Origin of the sequence: Streptomyces sp. NPDC093801 (assembly GCF_040701585.1) — a bacterium.
In the GTDB taxonomy this organism is placed as follows: Bacteria; Actinomycetota; Actinomycetes; order Streptomycetales; family Streptomycetaceae; genus Streptomyces.
The window spans coordinates 18,345-34,337 of sequence record NZ_JBFBDP010000006.1 but is presented as its reverse complement, the minus strand read 5'-3'; the positions used below and the strand labels follow the sequence as shown (position 1 = coordinate 34,337).

The window sequence follows — 15,993 nt, the reverse complement described above, 5'->3', positions numbered from 1 at the left end:
ACGGAGGCGGCCTGACGGAGGCCGGTCCCCCGCCCGGTCCGCCCCCCCCTGCCAGACCCCCGCCGGGCCCCCGTCAGACCCCTGTCACGTCCCCGTGGCCAGGAAGCGTTCGACGCGGGCGGCGAAGCGGGGGGCGTCGTCGAGCCAGGGGAAGTGCGCGGCGCCGGGCTGGACGTCGAGGACCCCGGCGGGGAAGAGCCGCGCCAGTTCCGCCGCGACCTGCGGCGGCGGGCTGCCGTCCAGCTCGCCCGCCAGGACCAGCACCTCCCCCGTGAACCGCGCCAGCGCGGCGCGCAGGGCCGGCGGGTCGAAGGCCCCCTCGCCCGCGAAGGCCAGGGAGGCCTTCGCGTTGCGCTCGCCCGCCCCGGCGGCGTGGAGGGCCCGGGCGGCCCCGTCCCAGCGCCCGTGGAAGAGCGGGGCCGTGAGGTCCCAGTCCCCGTCCCGGGCCGTGTCCGCGAGGATCCGCCCGTAGGCCCCGATCGCCGTGTCGTACGGCTCGCGGCCCGCCCTCAGCCGCGCCGCGCCCAGGCGCTGTCCGGCGGTGATGTCCAGGCCCACCGCCCAGGGCACCGGGGTGACCAGGACGAGGCGGCCCACCCGCTCGGGGTGCGCGCCCGCGTACATCATGGCGAGGCTCCCGGCCGCCGAGTGGCCCAGCAGGTCCATGCGCTCCAGGCCCAGGTGGAGGCGGAGCGCCTCGACGTCCGCGACTTGGTGGTCGGCGCGGTACGTGGACTCGTCCGTCGGCACGGCCGAGTCGCCCGTGCCGCGCAGGTCGAGGCGGATCAGCCGGCGGCCGGCGGCCAGTCCGCCGAGGTCGCCGAGGTAGCGGGACGCCCGCATGGCCCCGCCGGGCAGGCAGACCAGCGGTTCGCCGTCACCCTGGAGGTGGTGGGCGAGTTCAGTTCCGTCGTAGGTGGTGAATACATGCATGGACCCCATCCCAACAGACGATCACTCGTTCGAGTCATTGATTTGCGGGTCGGAGTCCGGCACTCTACCGAATGAACGTTCGGTTGGATTGATCGGTCCTTGGTGAGGTGACGGCAATGGCGGCGTACACGGATCTCGACGATCACGGCGGTCCCGACGGGGCCGCCGACGGCGACGAAGGAGAGCGGCTGGGCCGCGACGAGCTGGCGGCGCTCCAGCTCAAGCGGCTCCGGGCGACCCTGCACCGGGTCTACGACCGCGTGCCCTTCTACCAGGAGGCCTTCGACAAGGCGGGGGTGCATCCCGACGACTGCCGTTCCCTGGCCGACCTGGCGCTCTTCCCGCTGACCACCAAGGCGGACCTGCGCGGCCAGTACCCCTTCGGGATGTTCGCCGTCCCCCGCCCCGACGTCCGCCGCCTGCACGCCTCCAGCGGCACCACCGGCCGGCCGACCGTGGTGGGCTACACCGACGGGGACCTCGCCACCTGGGCCGACGTGGTCGCGCGGTCGCTGCGCGCGGCGGGCGCCCGGCCGGGCCAGATCGTGCACATCGCGTACGGGTACGGCCTGTTCACCGGGGGCCTCGGCGCCCACTACGGCGCGGAGCGGCTGGGGTGCACGGTCGTCCCCGCCTCCGGGGGGATGACGGACCGCCAGGTCAGGCTGATCCAGGACCTGCGGCCGGAGGTCATCATGGTGACCCCCTCCTACATGCTCACCCTGCTCGACGAGATGGAGCGCCAGGGCGTGGACCCGCGCTCGACCTCCCTGCGGACGGGGGTCTTCGGCGCGGAGCCCTGGACCGAGGAGATGCGCCGGGAGATCGAGGACCGGCTCGGCATCGACGCCGTCGACATCTACGGCCTGTCGGAGGTCACGGGGCCCGGCGTGGCCCAGGAGTTCGCCTCGCACAAGGACGGGCTGCACATCTGGGAGGACCACTTCTACCCGGAGGTGATCGACCCGCTGACCGGGGCGGTGCTGCCGGACGGCGAACTCGGCGAGCTGGTGTTCACCTCCCTCACCAAGGAGGCGATGCCCCTGATCCGCTACCGCACCCGGGACCTGACGCGGCTGCTGCCGGGTACCGCGCGGCCCGCCTTCCGCCGGATGGAGAAGGTGACGGGCCGCAGCGACGACATGATCATCCTGCGCGGGGTGAACCTCTACCCGACCCAGATCGAGGAGATACTCCTGCGCATCCCCGCCCTGGCCCCGCACTTCCAGCTCCGGCTGACCCGGCAGGGGCGGATGGACGCCCTCACGGTACGGGTGGAGGCGCGCCGGGAGGCCGATGCCGGGCAGCGGCGCGCGGCGGCAGCGGAGCTGGCGCGCGCGGTCAAGGAGGGCGTCGGGGTGTCCGTCGGGGTGGAGGTGGTGGAGCCGGAGAGCCTGGAGCGCTCGGTCGGCAAGATCAAGCGGGTGAAGGACCTGCGCGAGGTCCGGGAGGGCGCCGGGGAGGGCTGAGGCGCGGCGGGGGCCGCCCCGTGCGGGTCGCGCGTCCGCCGGCCGCCGCGGCCACCCCTTCGGCCCCACTTCGGCGCGGCTTCCGGGACCCGGCGGGGCCGTCCGGGTAGGGGATGGGGTGTGACCTCGACCCTCCGGCAGCTGCACGACCGGTTCCTGGGCTCCCCCGCCGGGCTGGCCTGGAGCCGCGGCCGCGAGATCGAGCTGATGCACCGGGCCATGGGCTTCGCCGCCCTCGGCTTCCTCACCCTGGTGCCGCTGCTGGTGGTCGTGGCGGCGGCCGCGCCGGGCAGCGGTTCCGGCTTCGGCCGCTGGCTGGGCCAGGCCCTCGGGGTCACCGCGGCCTCCCGGGCCAAGGTCGAGATGCTCTTCGGGGCGGCCGACCTGGCGCTGGAGCGGACCACCGCCTTCGGACTGGCGGCGCTCGCGGTGTTCGGCCTGACGTTCGGCTCCGCCGTCCAGACCGGCTACGAGAAGGTGTGGGACCTGCCGACGGCCCGCTGGCACACCATGTGGCGGCACGTCGTGTGGCTGGCCCTGCTGGTCTGCTACCTGGGCCTGCTGGTCGGGATCCCCCCGCCCTCCCCCAGCACGGCGGGCACCCTCCTCGGCACCGTCAGCGACATGGTCGGCACCTGCCTGTTCTTCTGGGGCTCCGGACGGCTGCTGCTGGGCGGGCGGGTGCGCTGGGCCGCACTGTTCCCGGGGGCGGTGGCGACCACCCTCGGCCTGCTGGGCCTGCGCATCTTCTCGCAGCTGGTGTTCTCCCCGCTGATCGCCTCGAACGCCGTGACGTACGGCCCGTTCGGCACGCTGCTGGTCGTCCAGTCCTGGCTGGTCGGCGTCGGCTTCGTGGTCTACGGCGGGGCACTGGTGGGCCGTCTGGTCCACGAGCACCTCACCCTGCGGCGGCTGCGGGCGGGCGGAGTCCTCGACTCCGGCGACGGCCCTTCCCAGGATGCGGGACAGGAGTGAGCACGGCGGCCGGACCCATGGCAGGATCACGCCCGTACATCCACAACACCGTTTGATATCAGGGGGATTGATGTCTGCACAGGATCAGGTCACCGGCCGGGTCTGGCTGATCACCGGGGCTTCCTCGGGCTTCGGGCGGACGCTGGCGCAGGCCGCGCTCGCGGCCGGGGACACGGTCGTCGCGGCGGCCCGCCGGCCCGCCGCGCTCGACGACCTGGCGGCCGCCCACCCGGAGCGGCTCGTACCGGTCGCGGCGGACGTGACGGACGCGGCGCGCGTCGAGGCGGTGGTCGCCGAGGCCGTGGAGCGGTTCGGCCGGATCGACGTCCTCGTCAACAACGCCGGCCGCGGTCTGATCGGGGCGGTGGAGGAGACCTCCGAGGCCGAACTCCGCGATCTGATGGAGCTGCACTTCTTCGGCCCGGCCGCGCTGATCCGCGCCGTGCTGCCGCACATGCGGGAGCGCAAGTCCGGTGCGATCGTGCAGATGAGCAGCATGGGCGGCCGGCTGTCCTTCCCGGGCGTCGGCGCCTACTCGGCGACCAAGTTCGCCCTGGAGGGCCTCACCGAGGCGCTGCGGGGCGAGGTCGCGGCCTTCGGGATCAAGACGCTGATCGTGGAGCCCGGGTCCTTCCGCACGGGCTTCGCGGGCGGCGCCGCGCTCCAGCAGTCGGCCGCCGTCCTGCCCGCCTACGCGGACACCGTCGGCGCGGTGCGCACCGGACTGCCCGACAGCGACGGCAGGCAGCCCGGCGACCCGGTCAAGGCAGCCGCAGCGATCCTGGCCGCCCTGGACGCGGAGGAGACCCCGCTGCGGCTCGCCCTCGGCAACGACGCCTTCGACGCGATCCTCGCCCACTCCGACGCGGCCCGCGAGGAGGCCCGCACCTGGGAGCCCGTCAGCCGCGGCACGGACTTCGACGCCTGACCCGCGCCCCCGCCGGCCGGGTCCCGCCCTCCGCGGGGCCGGCCGGCGGGGTCTCAGGAGCTGCCGAGGCGGTCGCGGAGTTCGCGTTTGAGGATCTTCCCGCTGGCGTTGCGCGGCAGGGCCTCCACGAACAGGACCCGCTTCGGGGCCTTGAAGTGGGCGAGCCGCGCGCGGGCGTACGCCATCAGCTCGGCCTCGGTGACCCGGCCGCGGGGGACGACCACGGCCGTGACCGCCTCGATCCACCGCTCGTCGGGCAGCCCCACGACGGCCGCCTCGGCCACCCCCGGGTGGGTGTAGAGCACGTCCTCCACCTGCCGGGAGGCCACCAGCACCCCGCCCGAGTTGATGACGTCCTTGACCCGGTCGACGACGGTGAAGTACCCCTGCGCGTCGCGTACCGCCAGGTCGCCGGAGCGGAACCAGCCGTCCCGGAAGGCCCTGTCCGTGGCCTCCGCGTCGTTCCAGTAGCCCAGGCACAGCTGGGGCGAGCGGTACACGACCTCCCCCGCCGTGCCGTCCGGGACCTCCGCCCCGGACTCGTCGACCACCTTCGCCTCCACGTGCAGCACCGGCCGCCCGCAGGACTCCATGCGCCCCTCGTGCTCCTCCGGTCCCAGGACCGTGGCCAGCGGGCCGATCTCGCTCTGTCCGAAGCAGTTGTAGAAGCCCAGTCCCGGCAGCCGCTCGCGCAGCCTCTCCAGTACCGGGACCGGCATGATCGACGCCCCGTAGTAGGCCTTGCGCAGCGCGCCGAGCTCCCGCGCCCCGAACTGCGGATGGTTGGCGAGGGCGATCCACACGGTCGGCGGTGCGAACAGGCTGTCCGCGCGGCCCGCCTCCACCAGGTCGAAGATCTCCTCGGCCGCAGGCCCGTCCAGGACGGTGTTGTCCGCGCCCACCGCCAGGTACGGCAGCAGGAACACGTGCATCTGCGCCGAGTGGTAGAGCGGCAGGGAGTGGACGGGCCGGTCCTCCTCCGCCAGGTCCAGGGCGTCGATCGCGCTCTCGTACTCGTGCGCCAGGGCCCGGTGGGTCATCATCGCGCCCTTGGGCAGGGCGGTGGTGCCCGAGGTGTACAGCAGCTGCACCACCGCCGAGGCGTCGGCGGAGGGCTCGAAGGGGAGCGGTTCGGCCGCGTCGGCCAGGAAGGATCCGGGTGCGTCGCGCAGCGCGCGTACGGGGTAGCCGTCGGGGACCCGGTCGGCCAGGCCGGGGTCGGCGAGGACCAGGGCGCTCGCGCTGTCGCCGAGGAGGTGCGCGAGGTCCTCGCCGGTGAGGTTCTGGTTGACCGGGACGTGGGTGAGGCCGGCGCGGGCGCAGGCGAGGAAGGCGATGAGGTAGGCGTCGGAGTTGTGGGCGAAGGTCGCGACCCGGTCGCCGGCGGCGAGCCCGTACCGCTCCCGCAGCACGGCGGCGCCGGCGGAGACCGCCGCGTCGAGTTCCGCGTACGTCCAGGTCCGCTCGCGGTAGCGCAGGGCCGTCCTGCCGGGGTGCCGCCGCGCGGAGGCCCGTACCAGTCCGTCGACCGTGTGGTGCCGTACTGCCGTCATGGCGCGATCCTCGCCCCGCCGCGCGGCCGGGTCAAGATCGGCGTCCGCGTCCGCCGGGCGCTCCCGGCCGCCGGCCCGCGCGGTCCGCCGGGGCGGCGGCCGGCGGTCCGCTACGGGCTGACGGCGAGGAAGAGGTAGGCGGCGAGGATGACGAGGTGCACCCCGCCCTGGAGGAGGGTGGCCCGGCCGGGGACGATCGTCAGGGCGCCGACCACCACGGTCAGCGCGAGCAGCACCATGTGGGTGGGGCCGAGGCCGAGCAGGAGCGGTCCCTCCAGCCAGACGGAGGCGAGGGCGATGGCCGGGATGGTCAGGCCGATGCTGGCGATGGCGGAGCCGTAGCCCAGGTTGAGGCTGGTCTGGACCCGGTCGCGGCGGGCGGCGCGGACGGCGGCGAGGGTCTCGGGGAGCAGGACGAGCAGGGCGATGATCACACCGACGACGGCCTGGGGCAGTCCGGCGTCGGCGACGCCCTTCTCGATGGTCGGGGAGACGGACTTGGCGTCGCCGACGACCGCGACGAGGGCGACGAACAGCAGGGCGAGGCTGGCCAGGGTGGCGCGGGTGGTGGGCGGTTCGGCGTGTTCCTCGGCGGCGCCGGCGGGCGTGCTCTCCGTGGCCACGGGCAGGAAGTAGTCCCGGTGGCAAACGGTCTGCACGGCGATGAACAGCCCGTACAGGGCCAGGGAGGCCACGGCCGCGAAGGCCAGCTGGGGGCTGGAGAACTCGGGGCCGGGCTTGCTCGTGGTGAAGGTCGGCAGGACCAGGCTCAGCGTGGCGAGGGTAGCGACGGTGGCCAGGGCCGCGCCGGAGCCCTCCGCGTTGAACACGGCGACCCGGTTGCGCAGGGCGCCCACGAGCAGGGACAGGCCGACGATGCCGTTGCAGGTGATCATCACGGCGGCGAAGACCGTGTCCCGGGCGAGGGAGGCGGTCTTGTCGCCGCCGTCGGCCATCAGGGTGACGATCAGGGCCACTTCGATGACGGTGACGGCGACGGCGAGGACGAGGGAGCCGAAGGGTTCGCCCACCCGGAGGGCGACGACCTCGGCGTGGTGGACGGCGGCGAGGACCGCGCCCGCGAGGCAGAGGGCGACCAGGGCCACCAGGGGGCCGGGCAGGTCGCGGCCCCAGCTGAGGACCAGCGCGAAGAGCGCCACCACGGGGACGAGGAAGGTCCAGTCGGTCAGGGGGGATCGGTGCGTCGCCGTACTCATGTCTGCCAAGTTGCCAGACCGGCCGCCCGGGTGCGGCGTGAGGCGCGCGTCCGGGGCCCTGGAGTGGGTTTTCTCACGACATTTCGGACCTGCCCTCCCGGTCGGGTCGGGCGCGGCCGGGCCGGGGGCTTCCGCGGCACCCTCCGGGTGGCACATGATCCGTACATGACGAGCCGTACGAGAAGAGCCGAACTCATCGGGGCCGCGGGGAGCGAGGGCCGGTTCGAGGCTCCCGCGACGGGCGACGAGCGGCCGATGCTGCTGTCCGTGCTGGCGGCCCAGCGCACGACGCTGGAGCTCAAGTGCGTCGGGCTGGACGAGGAGTTGTCCCGGCGGGCGGTGGAGCCCTCGACCCTCTCGCTGCTCGGCATCGTCCGCCATCTGGCCGACATGGAGCGGCAGTGGTTCCGGCGGGTGCTCGCCGGGCAGGACGTGCGCCCGCGCTTCTCCTCGGCGGCCGACCCGGACGGGGACTTCGACGGCGCGGGATCCGCTCCCGGGGCCGTGGAGGAGGCCTGGGCGGCCTGGCGCGACGAGGTGGGGTTCGCGGACCGGTTCGCCGCCGGGGCCCCCGACCTGGACGTCGAGGGCGAGGACCCCTGGCGGGGGAGGGTGTCGCTGCGGTGGGTGCTGATCCACATGATCGAGGAGTACGCGCGGCACAACGGCCACGCCGATCTGCTGCGGGAGCGGATCGACGGGGCCGTCGGGATGTGACGGGAGGGGCTCCTCACACCGCGCGCTCGCGGCCCTCCCAGTAGGGGTCGCGCAGCCGGCGCTTGTAGAGCTTGCCGTTGGGGTCGCGGGGCATCGCCTCGATGAAGTCGACCGACTTCGGGCGCTTGTAGCCGGCCAGCCGGCCCTCGCAGTGGCGCAGGATCTCGGCGGCCAGCGCCTCTCCGGCCTCGAAGCCCTCTGCGGGCTCGACGACCGCCTTGACCTCCTCGCCCCAGCCCTCGTGCGGGATGCCGAAGGCCGCGGCGTCCGCCACCGCCGGATGGGTGAGGAGGGCGGACTCGATCTCGGCCGGGTAGATGTTCACCCCGCCCGAGATGATCATGTCGATCTTGCGGTCGCGGAGGAAGAGGTAGCCCTCCTCGTCGAGCAGGCCGAGGTCGCCGACGGTGAAGAAGTCGCCGATGCGGTTCTTGCGGGTCTTGCCCTCGTCCTTGTGGTAGCTGAAGCCGCCCGTGTTCATCTTGATGTAGACGGTGCCGAGCTCGCCGGCCGGCAGCCGGTTGCCGTCGTCGTCGAAGACGGCGAGCTCGCTGATCGGCCAGGCCCTGCCGACGGTTCCCGGCTTCTTCAGCCAGTCCTCGGCGGTGGCGAAGGCCCCGCCGCCCTCGCTGGCCGCGTAGTACTCCTCCACGCACCGCCCCCACCAGTCGATCATCGCCCGTTTGACGTGGTCGGGGCAGGGGGCGGCGCCGTGGATGGCGTGCCGCATGGAGGTCACGTCGTAGGCGTCCCTGGTCTCCTGCGGGAGGGCGAGGAGGCGGTGGAACTGGGTGGGCACCATGTGGGTGTGCGTGCAGGCGTGCCGGTCGATCAGTCGCAGCATCTCCTCGGGTCCCCACTTGTCCATCAGGACCAGCGGGTGGCCGATGTGCAGGGACGCGCCCGCGAACTGGAGCACGGCGGTGTGGTAGAGCGGCGAGCAGACGAGGTGGACGTTGCCGTCGAAGGGGCGGATGCCGAAGATGCCGAGGAACCCGCCGAGGTACGTCTCCTCCGGGAGCTTGCCGGGCAGGGGCCGGCGGATGCCGCGCGGGCGCCCGGTGGTGCCGGAGGTGTAGTTCATGACCCAGCCGAGGGTCCGGTCGGCGGGGGGCTCCGCGCTCCGCCCGTCGAGGAGTTCGGCGTACGGCCGGAAGCCCGGGACCGCTCCGACGGCGTAGCGGCGCTCCGCCGGGAGTCCGGCCTCGTCGGCCGCGGCGGTGGCGGGCCCGGCGAAGCGCTCGTGGGCGATGAGGACCTTGGCGCCGGAGTCGGAGACGATCCACGCGATCTCGGGGCCCACGAGGTGGTGGTTGACGGGGACGAGGTAGAAGCCGGCCTGCGAGGCGGCGAGGTAGGCGGTGAGGAACTCGACGCCGTTGGGCAGGACGACGGCGAAGACGTCGCCCCGCTCCAGGCCCGCGGCGCGCAGGCCGTGGACGAGGCGGTTGACGTCGGCGTGCAGCCGTCCGGCGGTCCACTCCTCGCCGTCGGGGGCGACGAGGACGGTGCGGCCGGGGTCGGCGGCGGCCTGCGCCCAGAACCCGTTGGGGGGCTGGTCACTCATGCTGATCACACCTCTCGGGACCGGCCGGCGATGCGGTCGATGCGGTCGACGGCGCGCTCGAAGCCGCCGGTGAGCTCGTCGAAGACGGCCTGGACGCTGCGTTCGCTGTTCATCCGGCCGACGATCTGGCCGACGGGGGTACCGAGCAGCGCGCGGACCTCGTACTTCTGGATCCGGGAGACGGCCTCGGCGACCAGCAGGCCCTGGAGGGGCATGGGGAGGGCGCCGGGGCCGGCCGGGTCGTCCCAGGCGTCGGTCCACTCGGTGCGCAGCTGGCGGGCGGGTTTGCCGGTGAGGGCGCGGGAGCGGACGGTGTCGCCGGAGCCTGCGGCGAGGAGCTTCTCGGTGAGGGCGCGGGAGTGGAGTTCGGCCTCGGTGGTGGTGAGCCACAGGGAGCCGAGCCAGACGCCCTGGGCGCCGAGGGCGAGCCCGGCGGCGATCTGCTCGCCGCTGCCGATGCCTCCGGCGGCGAGGACGGGGAGCGGGGAGACGGCCTCGGCGATCTCGGGGACCAGGACCATGGTGGCGATGTCCCCGGTGTGGCCGCCGGCCTCGTAGCCCTGGGCGACGACGATGTCGATGCCGGCTTCGGCGTGCCGGCGGGCGTGCTTGGCGCTGCCGGCGAGGGCGGCGACGAGGACCCCGTGGTCGTGGGCGCGCGCGATGACGTCGGCGGGCGGGGAACCGAGGGCGTTCGCCAGGAGTTTGATGGGGTAGTCGAAGGCGACGTCGAGCTGGCTGCGGGCGACCTGCTCCATCCAGCCGGTGATCCGCCAGCCGGATGCCTCCCCCTCGGCGAGCTCGGGGACGTGGTGCTTGGCGAGGGTGTCGCGGACGAAGGCGCGGTGGCCGGGCGGGATCATCGCCTCGATCTCGGCCTCGCCGATGCCGTCGACGGCCTTCTTGGCGGGCATGACGACGTCGAGGCCGTAGGGCTTGCCGTCGGTGTGCGCCTGCATCCAGTCGAGGTCGCGCGCGAGGTCGTCCGGGGCGGTGTAGCGGACCGCCCCGAGGACCCCGAACCCGCCGGCGCGGGTGATGGCCGCGGCGACCGCCGGGAAGGGCGTGAAGCCGAAGATGGCGTGCTCGACTCCCAGTTTCTTGCTGAGCTCCGTCTCCATGGGCGTGAGGATGCCGCAGCGGGGCGGCCGAGGGAAGAGATTTTCTGATGCAGTGTCAGATTCTTGCGCCCCGGCCCGTGCGGAGGGTACGCGGCGGGCGGGCAGATACCCAGTAGCGTGCGGAGCGCCTGCGGCGGGCCTCGGCGGATCCGGCAGCCGGGCCGGGACGCGCGGGGCACGGGCCGGCCCGCGCCACGGTGGCCCCACTGGCGACGACCGGCGGACGGCACGGCCGGCGAACGGAGGGAGCGACGCGGGAGAGCGGTGCGGCGGGGTGCGGTGCGACACGGGAGAACGGCTCGGCGCGGGAGAGCAGCGCGGTGCGACGCGATGCCGTGCGGTGCCGTGCGGTGAGGCGCCGTGCGGTGCGGCGCGGCGCGGCGCGAGAGAGGGGCGGTGCGGTGCGAGAGAGGGGCGGTGCGAGAGAGGGGCGGTGCGGTGCGAGAGAGGGGCGGTGCGAGAGAGGGGCGCGGCGCCTGAGGGCGGCGGGAGAACGGCGGGCGGCCGGAGACGGTGCTCGGTGGGTGGTTCGGAGTGGACAGGAGGACCGATCATGGTGGCAGCGACGGGGGCGGGCGCGACGGCGGACGGCCGGGCGACCGACGACGGAGCGGCCCGCGCCGGGGGCGGAAGCAAAACGGGGGCTTGGGCCGGAACCGGGAACGGGGCCGGGAAGGGCGACGGGGGTTCGGACCGGGCCGCCGGCGGACCCAGCCGGCGGCGGCTCGGGGCGCGGCTGCTGGCGCTGGGCGGGGTGCTCGTGCTGCACGCGGCACTGCCGGGCGCGTCCGCCGGGGCGGCGGGCGGGCCGGCCGAGCGGCGGGCCCTCCAGGGGCTGCGCCTGCGGTACGGGTCCGCGCGGCAGGCCGGGCTGCTGGAGCGGCACCTGGAGGGCGTGGCGGAGGAGGCCCGGCGCTTCCTCGGCCCCTCTCCCGAACACCCCTACTACGCCGGGGCCGTGGTCCTCGCCGGGCGGGGCCGCACGGTCGCCCTGCACCGGGCCATGGGGGACGCCGTCCGCTACGCCGACTACGACGGCCGCACCGACCGGCCCCGGGAGTTCCCCGCCGCCGAGCGGATCGCGATGGCCGAGGACACCGTCTTCGACCTGGCCTCCCTGAGCAAGCTGTTCACCTCCGTCATCGCCGTGCAGCAGATGGAGCGGGGACGGCTGGAGCTGGAGGCGCCCGTCGACCGCTACCTGCCGGAGTTCACGGGCGGCGGCAAGGAGGCCGTCACGGTCCGGCAGCTGCTCACGCACACCTCGGGCCTGCGTTCCTGGGCGCCCTTCTACCAGGAGTCCACCCGCGAGGGGCAGTTGAGGCTGCTGTGGTCGGTGCGGCCGCAGGACACCCCCGGGACGGTCTACCGCTACTCGGACCTCAACCTCATCACGCTCCAGCTGCTCCTGGAACGGATCACCGGACGCACGCTGGACACCCTGGTCCACGACGAGATCACCGCTCCGCTCGGGATGCTCCGCACGCGCTACAACCCCCCGCGCACCTGGCGCCGCGCCGTGGCCGCCACCGAGGTGCAGCGTCCCCCGTGGTCGGGGCTGGACCGGGGACTGGTGTGGGGCGAGGTCCACGACGAGAACGCGTACGCCCTCGGCGGGGTCGCGGGCCACGCCGGCGTCTTCGGCACGGCCTGGGACCTGGCCGTCCTCTCCCGCGCCCTCCTCGACGGCGGGGTCTACGCGGGCCGCCGCATCCTGCGCCCCGCGTCCGTGGAGCTCCTCTTCACCGACTACAACACCGCCTTCCCCGGAGACGACCACGGCCTCGGTTTCGAGCTCTACCAGCACTGGTACATGGGCGCCCTGGCCACCCCCCACTCGGCCGGCCATACCGGCTTCACCGGGACCTCCCTGGTCCTGGACCCCTCCACCGACTCCTTCCTGGTCCTCCTCGGCAACTCCGTGCACCCGGTGCGGACCTGGCGGGCCGGCAGCGCCCCCCGCGTGGCCACCGGCAACCGCTTCGCCCGGGCCGTGCCCGTCCGGACCAGGCACGGCGGGCCGGCCTGGTTCTCCGGCATGGAGACCGGCGGCTCGGGCACCCTCACCCTCCCCCCGCTGACCCCGGCCACCGACGGGGCGCGCCTGCGCTGCGCGGTCTGGTGGGACACCGTCCCCGGCGCCGGGGCCTTCCATCTGGAGGCCTCCCCGGACGGAGCCGCCTGGCAGCCCGTCCCCTTCTCGACGGTCCGCACGACGGGCGGCACCCCGGAGCAGTGGCCGCAGGGCTCGGCCGGCGGCTGGTCGGGCCGCATCTGGCACCGCCTGGAGGCCCCCCTCCCCGCCTGGGCGGGCCGCGAGGTCAGACTCCGCTTCCGCCACGCCGCGACGGGCCGCTACGTGGGCCGGGGCGTCTACGTGGACGTCATCCGCGTCTCCGAACCCCGCGCCCTCCTCTTCTCCGAGGACCGCCCCGGGGACGCCGCGCGCATCGAGTCCACGGGCTGGACCCGCTCCTCGGACTAGGCCGTGCCCTTCGGATCAGGCCGGGGCCGCGCCGGCCGGATCGGCGGGCGCGGGTGTCCGGGCGGGGTTCGGCCGGCGTCGTCGCGGCGGCCCGTCACCACCAGGTCGCCGTCCGGGGTGCGGTGGGCGAGGTGGCCCGTGCGGAGGTAGCCGTCGGGGGTGAAGGCGCGGGCGTCGCGGTCGGGGGCGCGGTAGTAGCCGCGGACCGTGTGCGGGCCCCGGGCCAGGAGTTCGCCCGTGGTGCCGTCGGGTACGGGGTCGCCCGCGGCGTCGACCAGGCGGATCTGGTCGTCGGGCGAGAGCGGGCGGCCGTGGGTGGCGAGGGCGGCCGCGTCCGGGGCGCAGGGGCGGGTGAGGGTGAGGAGGCCCTCGGGGGTGCCGAAGACCTGCTGGACGCGGCAGCCCAGGGCCGCGCCGAGCCGTTCGGCGGTCGCCGGGTCCGGGGGCGACCCGATGAGCTGCGCGAGGCGCAGGGTGGCCGGGGCGGCCCCGGCGTCGAGCCAGCGCGCGGCCGCGTCGGCGGTCAGGGCGGTGACGGTCACCCGTTCCCGCGCGAGGAGCGGCAGGCAGTCGGCGGGGTCCGGGCTGTCGGCCAGGACCACGGTCGCGCCGGCGGAGAGGGCGCCGATGATGCCGGGGCCGCCCAGTGCGAGGTCGCGGTCGGCGGGCAGCGCGGCGAGGTACACGTCCTCCTCGGTGAGCGGCAGCAGCGCGGCGGCGGCCGTCGCCTGGTGGGCGAAGTCGTCGTGGGTGCGCGGGACGAGCGCGGTCCCGTCGGTGACCAGCAGGAAGGCCACCTGGCCGGCTCTTTGCGGGAGCGCCGGACAGGGCGGGGCGTCGAGGGAGCCCAGCGGGGCGTACTGGCAGTTCGACGGGTCGGTGGTCAGGCCGCCGAACGGGGACTCGGTGCCCGGCGCCTCGTAGGTGAACACCCGCCGCAGGAAGGGCCACCGGGCCGCGATGTCCGCGGCCATCGCCGTGTGGTCGAAGTCCTGGTCCGTCGAGGGCCCGACGTACCCGACGGCCTGGGCGGCCCGTACGAGCTCGGGCACCTCGGGCTCGCGGTGGGAGAGCGGGCAGAACACGGGGACCAGCCCCGCCCGCATCAGCGCGAAGGCGGTGACGACGAACTCCGGGACGTTCGGCAGCTGGACGACCACCCGCATCCCGGGCCGCAGCCCGCGTCCCCGGAACCCGGCGGCCATCCGGTCCGCGCGCCGGTTCAGCTGCGCGTACGTGAGCCGGGCGTCGCCGTGCACGAGCGCGGTGCGCGGCCCGTACTGGAGGGCCCAGCCGCGCAGCAGGTTGTCCAGGGTGCTGCCCCGCCAGTGGCCGGAGGCCCAGTAGTGGTCGACGAACTCCTCCGGCCAGGGCGTACACCCGTCGAGCAGCGATGTCACGTTCCTACCCCTCCCCGTTGGTCCCGCCCAGCCAAGCCCCCCTCCCCCGGGCCGGGCAATGCGCCGTCCCGACCATCGGGGAGGTCCCGCTTCGGTGGAACGTCCAACGGGTCAGCCGCACCTGTCGCCGCCGCTGAGACAGAGCGAGAACTCCAGGGCCGGGCGGGGCTCGGGGGTCGGGTGGGAGCGGTCGCGGTCGTGCTGGTCGAGGACGAGCAGGGCGGCGATGCCGGCGGCGACCAGGAGGTGGGACACCACCGTCCAGCGGGCCCGCGACACCATGGCGACGACGGCGAGGAGCATCGCGGCGACGAGGCACCGCGACAGCCACACCCGCCCCGCGAGCTCCGCCGCCTCGATCCGCTCCCGGTCCCCCTGGGCGGCCCACTCCTCCATGCCGTGCCCGAAGAGACCGAGCACGACGACGACGGCTTCGAGGAGGAACAGGAGGACGGCGATGGTGACGTCCGCGCCGGTCGGGGTCCGGTTGGACCAGGGCCGGCGGCGGCGCGGTATGTCGGCGGGTGCGTGTGTCATGCCGTCACCCTGCCCGGGCGGCTCCGGGGCGCACATGAGTACGCGTACTCAACGCCCCGGCGGGCGGCGGTGGGTAGTTCAGGCGGATTCCCTGATCAGGCAGAACGGGTGGCCCGCCGGGTCGGCGTAGACGCGCCAGCCCTGGGCGTCCGGGGTGGCGTCGAGGAGGGTGGCGCCGGCTGCCAGGGCGTGGGTCTGGGCCTCGTCCGAGTCCGCCACGGCGAAATCCAGATGGGCCTGCTGGGGGTGGGCGGGGTCGGGCCAGCGCGGCGGGCGGTGGTCGGGGACCCGCTGGAAGGCGAGGACCGCGCCGGCGGGGGTGTGGAGGGTGGCCCAGTGGTCGTCACAGGTCCAGCGGCGGTCGGGGCGGTTGACCTCGCCGCCCAGCAACGCCGCGTAGAAAGAGGCGAGTTCGAGGGGGTCGGGACAGTCGAGCACCACGCACTGCAGTTCAGCGATCACGAGGGGAGAGCTTAGACCGCCGTGTCCAGTACCGCGTCGAGCATGCGGCGGGCGGTGGCGGCGAGTTCGGCCGGGTCCGGGGCGGGACGGGAGTGGGCGAGGGCGCCCGCGAGGCGGTCGTAGAGCAGGCCGTCGGCCCAGGCGGCGAGCAGTTCGGCGGCCTCCTGCGGCTCCCGCGCGCCGAGCGCCGCCAGGACGGCCGCTCCGCGCGCCCGGACGGCGAGTCCGGCCTCGCGCAGGTCGGGTTCCAGCTCCGGGTTCCGCGCGGCCTCCAGGCTCAGCTCGAAGCGGGCCAGCTGGCGTTGGCGGCCGGCCGTCAGCCAGTGGTGCAGCAGGGCGCCGAGCGCCCGGGCGGCCTCGTCCCGGTCGGCCGGCGGGCGCTGCGGGCCGTCGGCGACGTCCAGTTCGGCCAGCCGCCGGTAGCAGGCGGCGATCAGGGCGGTCCGGGTGCGGAAGTAGTACGAGGTGCTGCCCGCCGGGAGCCCGGCGGCGCCGTCGACGGCGCGGTGCGTGAGGCCGCGCAGGCCGCCGGAGGCGACGAGGCCGATCGCCGTGTCCGCGATCAGGGTCCGGCGGGCGGTAGCGGGGGCGGGTTCGGGGGTGGACATGAGGTCACTCTACAGCTGTAG

The 15,993-nt window shown here is 74.8% G+C and carries 14 protein-coding genes; 5 read left to right on the top strand and 9 right to left on the bottom strand.

Annotated features, from left to right (window positions below; translation table 11 throughout):
- Window positions 1-84: 84 nt before the first annotated feature.
- Window positions 85-933, bottom strand: coding sequence for an alpha/beta hydrolase (locus tag AB0469_RS08260; RefSeq protein ID WP_366450524.1), 849 nt, complete (start codon window positions 931-933; stop codon window positions 85-87).
- A 116-nt stretch (window positions 934-1,049) separates the two neighbouring features.
- On the opposite strand from AB0469_RS08260, the gene paaK reads away from it, so the two are divergent.
- The 3 genes from paaK to AB0469_RS08245 all read left to right on the top strand — a co-directional run bounded on the left by paaK (window position 1,050) and on the right by AB0469_RS08245 (window position 4,305).
- On the top strand, window positions 1,050-2,402 hold the full coding sequence (gene paaK, locus AB0469_RS08255) for a phenylacetate--CoA ligase PaaK (RefSeq protein WP_366450523.1): 1,353 nt from the start codon (window positions 1,050-1,052) through the stop codon (window positions 2,400-2,402).
- 120 nt (window positions 2,403-2,522) lie between these two features.
- Window positions 2,523-3,377, top strand: coding sequence for a YhjD/YihY/BrkB family envelope integrity protein (locus AB0469_RS08250; protein WP_366450522.1), 855 nt, complete (start codon window positions 2,523-2,525; stop codon window positions 3,375-3,377).
- 70 nt (window positions 3,378-3,447) lie between these two features.
- Window positions 3,448-4,305, top strand: coding sequence for an oxidoreductase (locus AB0469_RS08245; protein ID WP_366450521.1), 858 nt, complete (start codon window positions 3,448-3,450; stop codon window positions 4,303-4,305).
- Window positions 4,306-4,358: 53 nt separating this feature from the next.
- Here the strand turns inward: AB0469_RS08245 and AB0469_RS08240 are convergent, their stop codons facing one another.
- Together AB0469_RS08240 and AB0469_RS08235 are read right to left on the bottom strand one after the other, a co-directional pair.
- On the bottom strand, window positions 4,359-5,858 hold the full coding sequence (locus AB0469_RS08240; RefSeq protein ID WP_366450519.1) for a fatty acyl-CoA synthetase: 1,500 nt from the start codon (window positions 5,856-5,858) through the stop codon (window positions 4,359-4,361).
- 110 nt (window positions 5,859-5,968) lie between these two features.
- A complete protein-coding gene (locus AB0469_RS08235; protein ID WP_366450518.1) occupies window positions 5,969-7,075 on the bottom strand; it encodes an ionic transporter y4hA in 1,107 nt (368 codons plus the stop codon).
- 165 nt (window positions 7,076-7,240) lie between these two features.
- Between AB0469_RS08235 and AB0469_RS08230 the strand changes: the two genes are divergently transcribed.
- Window positions 7,241-7,792, top strand: coding sequence for a DinB family protein (locus tag AB0469_RS08230; protein WP_366450516.1), 552 nt, complete (start codon window positions 7,241-7,243; stop codon window positions 7,790-7,792).
- Window positions 7,793-7,805: 13 nt separating this feature from the next.
- Here the strand turns inward: AB0469_RS08230 and AB0469_RS08225 are convergent, their stop codons facing one another.
- The gene (locus AB0469_RS08225; RefSeq protein ID WP_366450515.1) at window positions 7,806-9,359 is read right to left on the bottom strand and encodes an acyl-CoA synthetase; all 1,554 of its coding nucleotides are present in this window, start codon (window positions 9,357-9,359) and stop codon (window positions 7,806-7,808) included.
- Window positions 9,360-9,364: 5 nt separating this feature from the next.
- On the bottom strand, window positions 9,365-10,480 hold the full coding sequence (locus AB0469_RS08220; RefSeq protein WP_366450514.1) for a nitronate monooxygenase family protein: 1,116 nt from the start codon (window positions 10,478-10,480) through the stop codon (window positions 9,365-9,367).
- A gap of 553 nt (window positions 10,481-11,033) precedes the next feature.
- Between AB0469_RS08220 and AB0469_RS08215 the strand changes: the two genes are divergently transcribed.
- The gene (locus AB0469_RS08215) at window positions 11,034-12,965 is read left to right on the top strand and encodes a serine hydrolase (protein WP_366450513.1); all 1,932 of its coding nucleotides are present in this window, start codon (window positions 11,034-11,036) and stop codon (window positions 12,963-12,965) included.
- Here the strand turns inward: AB0469_RS08215 and AB0469_RS08210 are convergent.
- From AB0469_RS08210 to AB0469_RS08195, 4 genes are all read right to left on the bottom strand, one after another.
- Window positions 12,962-14,365, bottom strand: a complete 1,404-nt coding sequence (locus AB0469_RS08210) for an AMP-binding protein (protein ID WP_366450512.1) — start codon at window positions 14,363-14,365, stop codon at window positions 12,962-12,964. The two genes, AB0469_RS08215 and AB0469_RS08210, sit on opposite strands and share 4 nt — an antisense overlap.
- Before the next feature lie 111 nt (window positions 14,366-14,476).
- On the bottom strand, window positions 14,477-14,902 hold the full coding sequence (locus tag AB0469_RS08205; protein ID WP_366450511.1) for a DUF6234 family protein: 426 nt from the start codon (window positions 14,900-14,902) through the stop codon (window positions 14,477-14,479).
- Between the two features lie 78 nt (window positions 14,903-14,980).
- On the bottom strand, window positions 14,981-15,364 hold the full coding sequence (locus AB0469_RS08200) for a VOC family protein (RefSeq protein ID WP_366450510.1): 384 nt from the start codon (window positions 15,362-15,364) through the stop codon (window positions 14,981-14,983).
- Window positions 15,365-15,375: 11 nt separating this feature from the next.
- Window positions 15,376-15,972: a TetR family transcriptional regulator gene (locus AB0469_RS08195; RefSeq protein WP_366450509.1), complete on the bottom strand. Its 597-nt coding sequence runs from the start codon at window positions 15,970-15,972 to the stop codon at window positions 15,376-15,378.
- Between the last annotated feature and the right edge of the window lie 21 nt (window positions 15,973-15,993).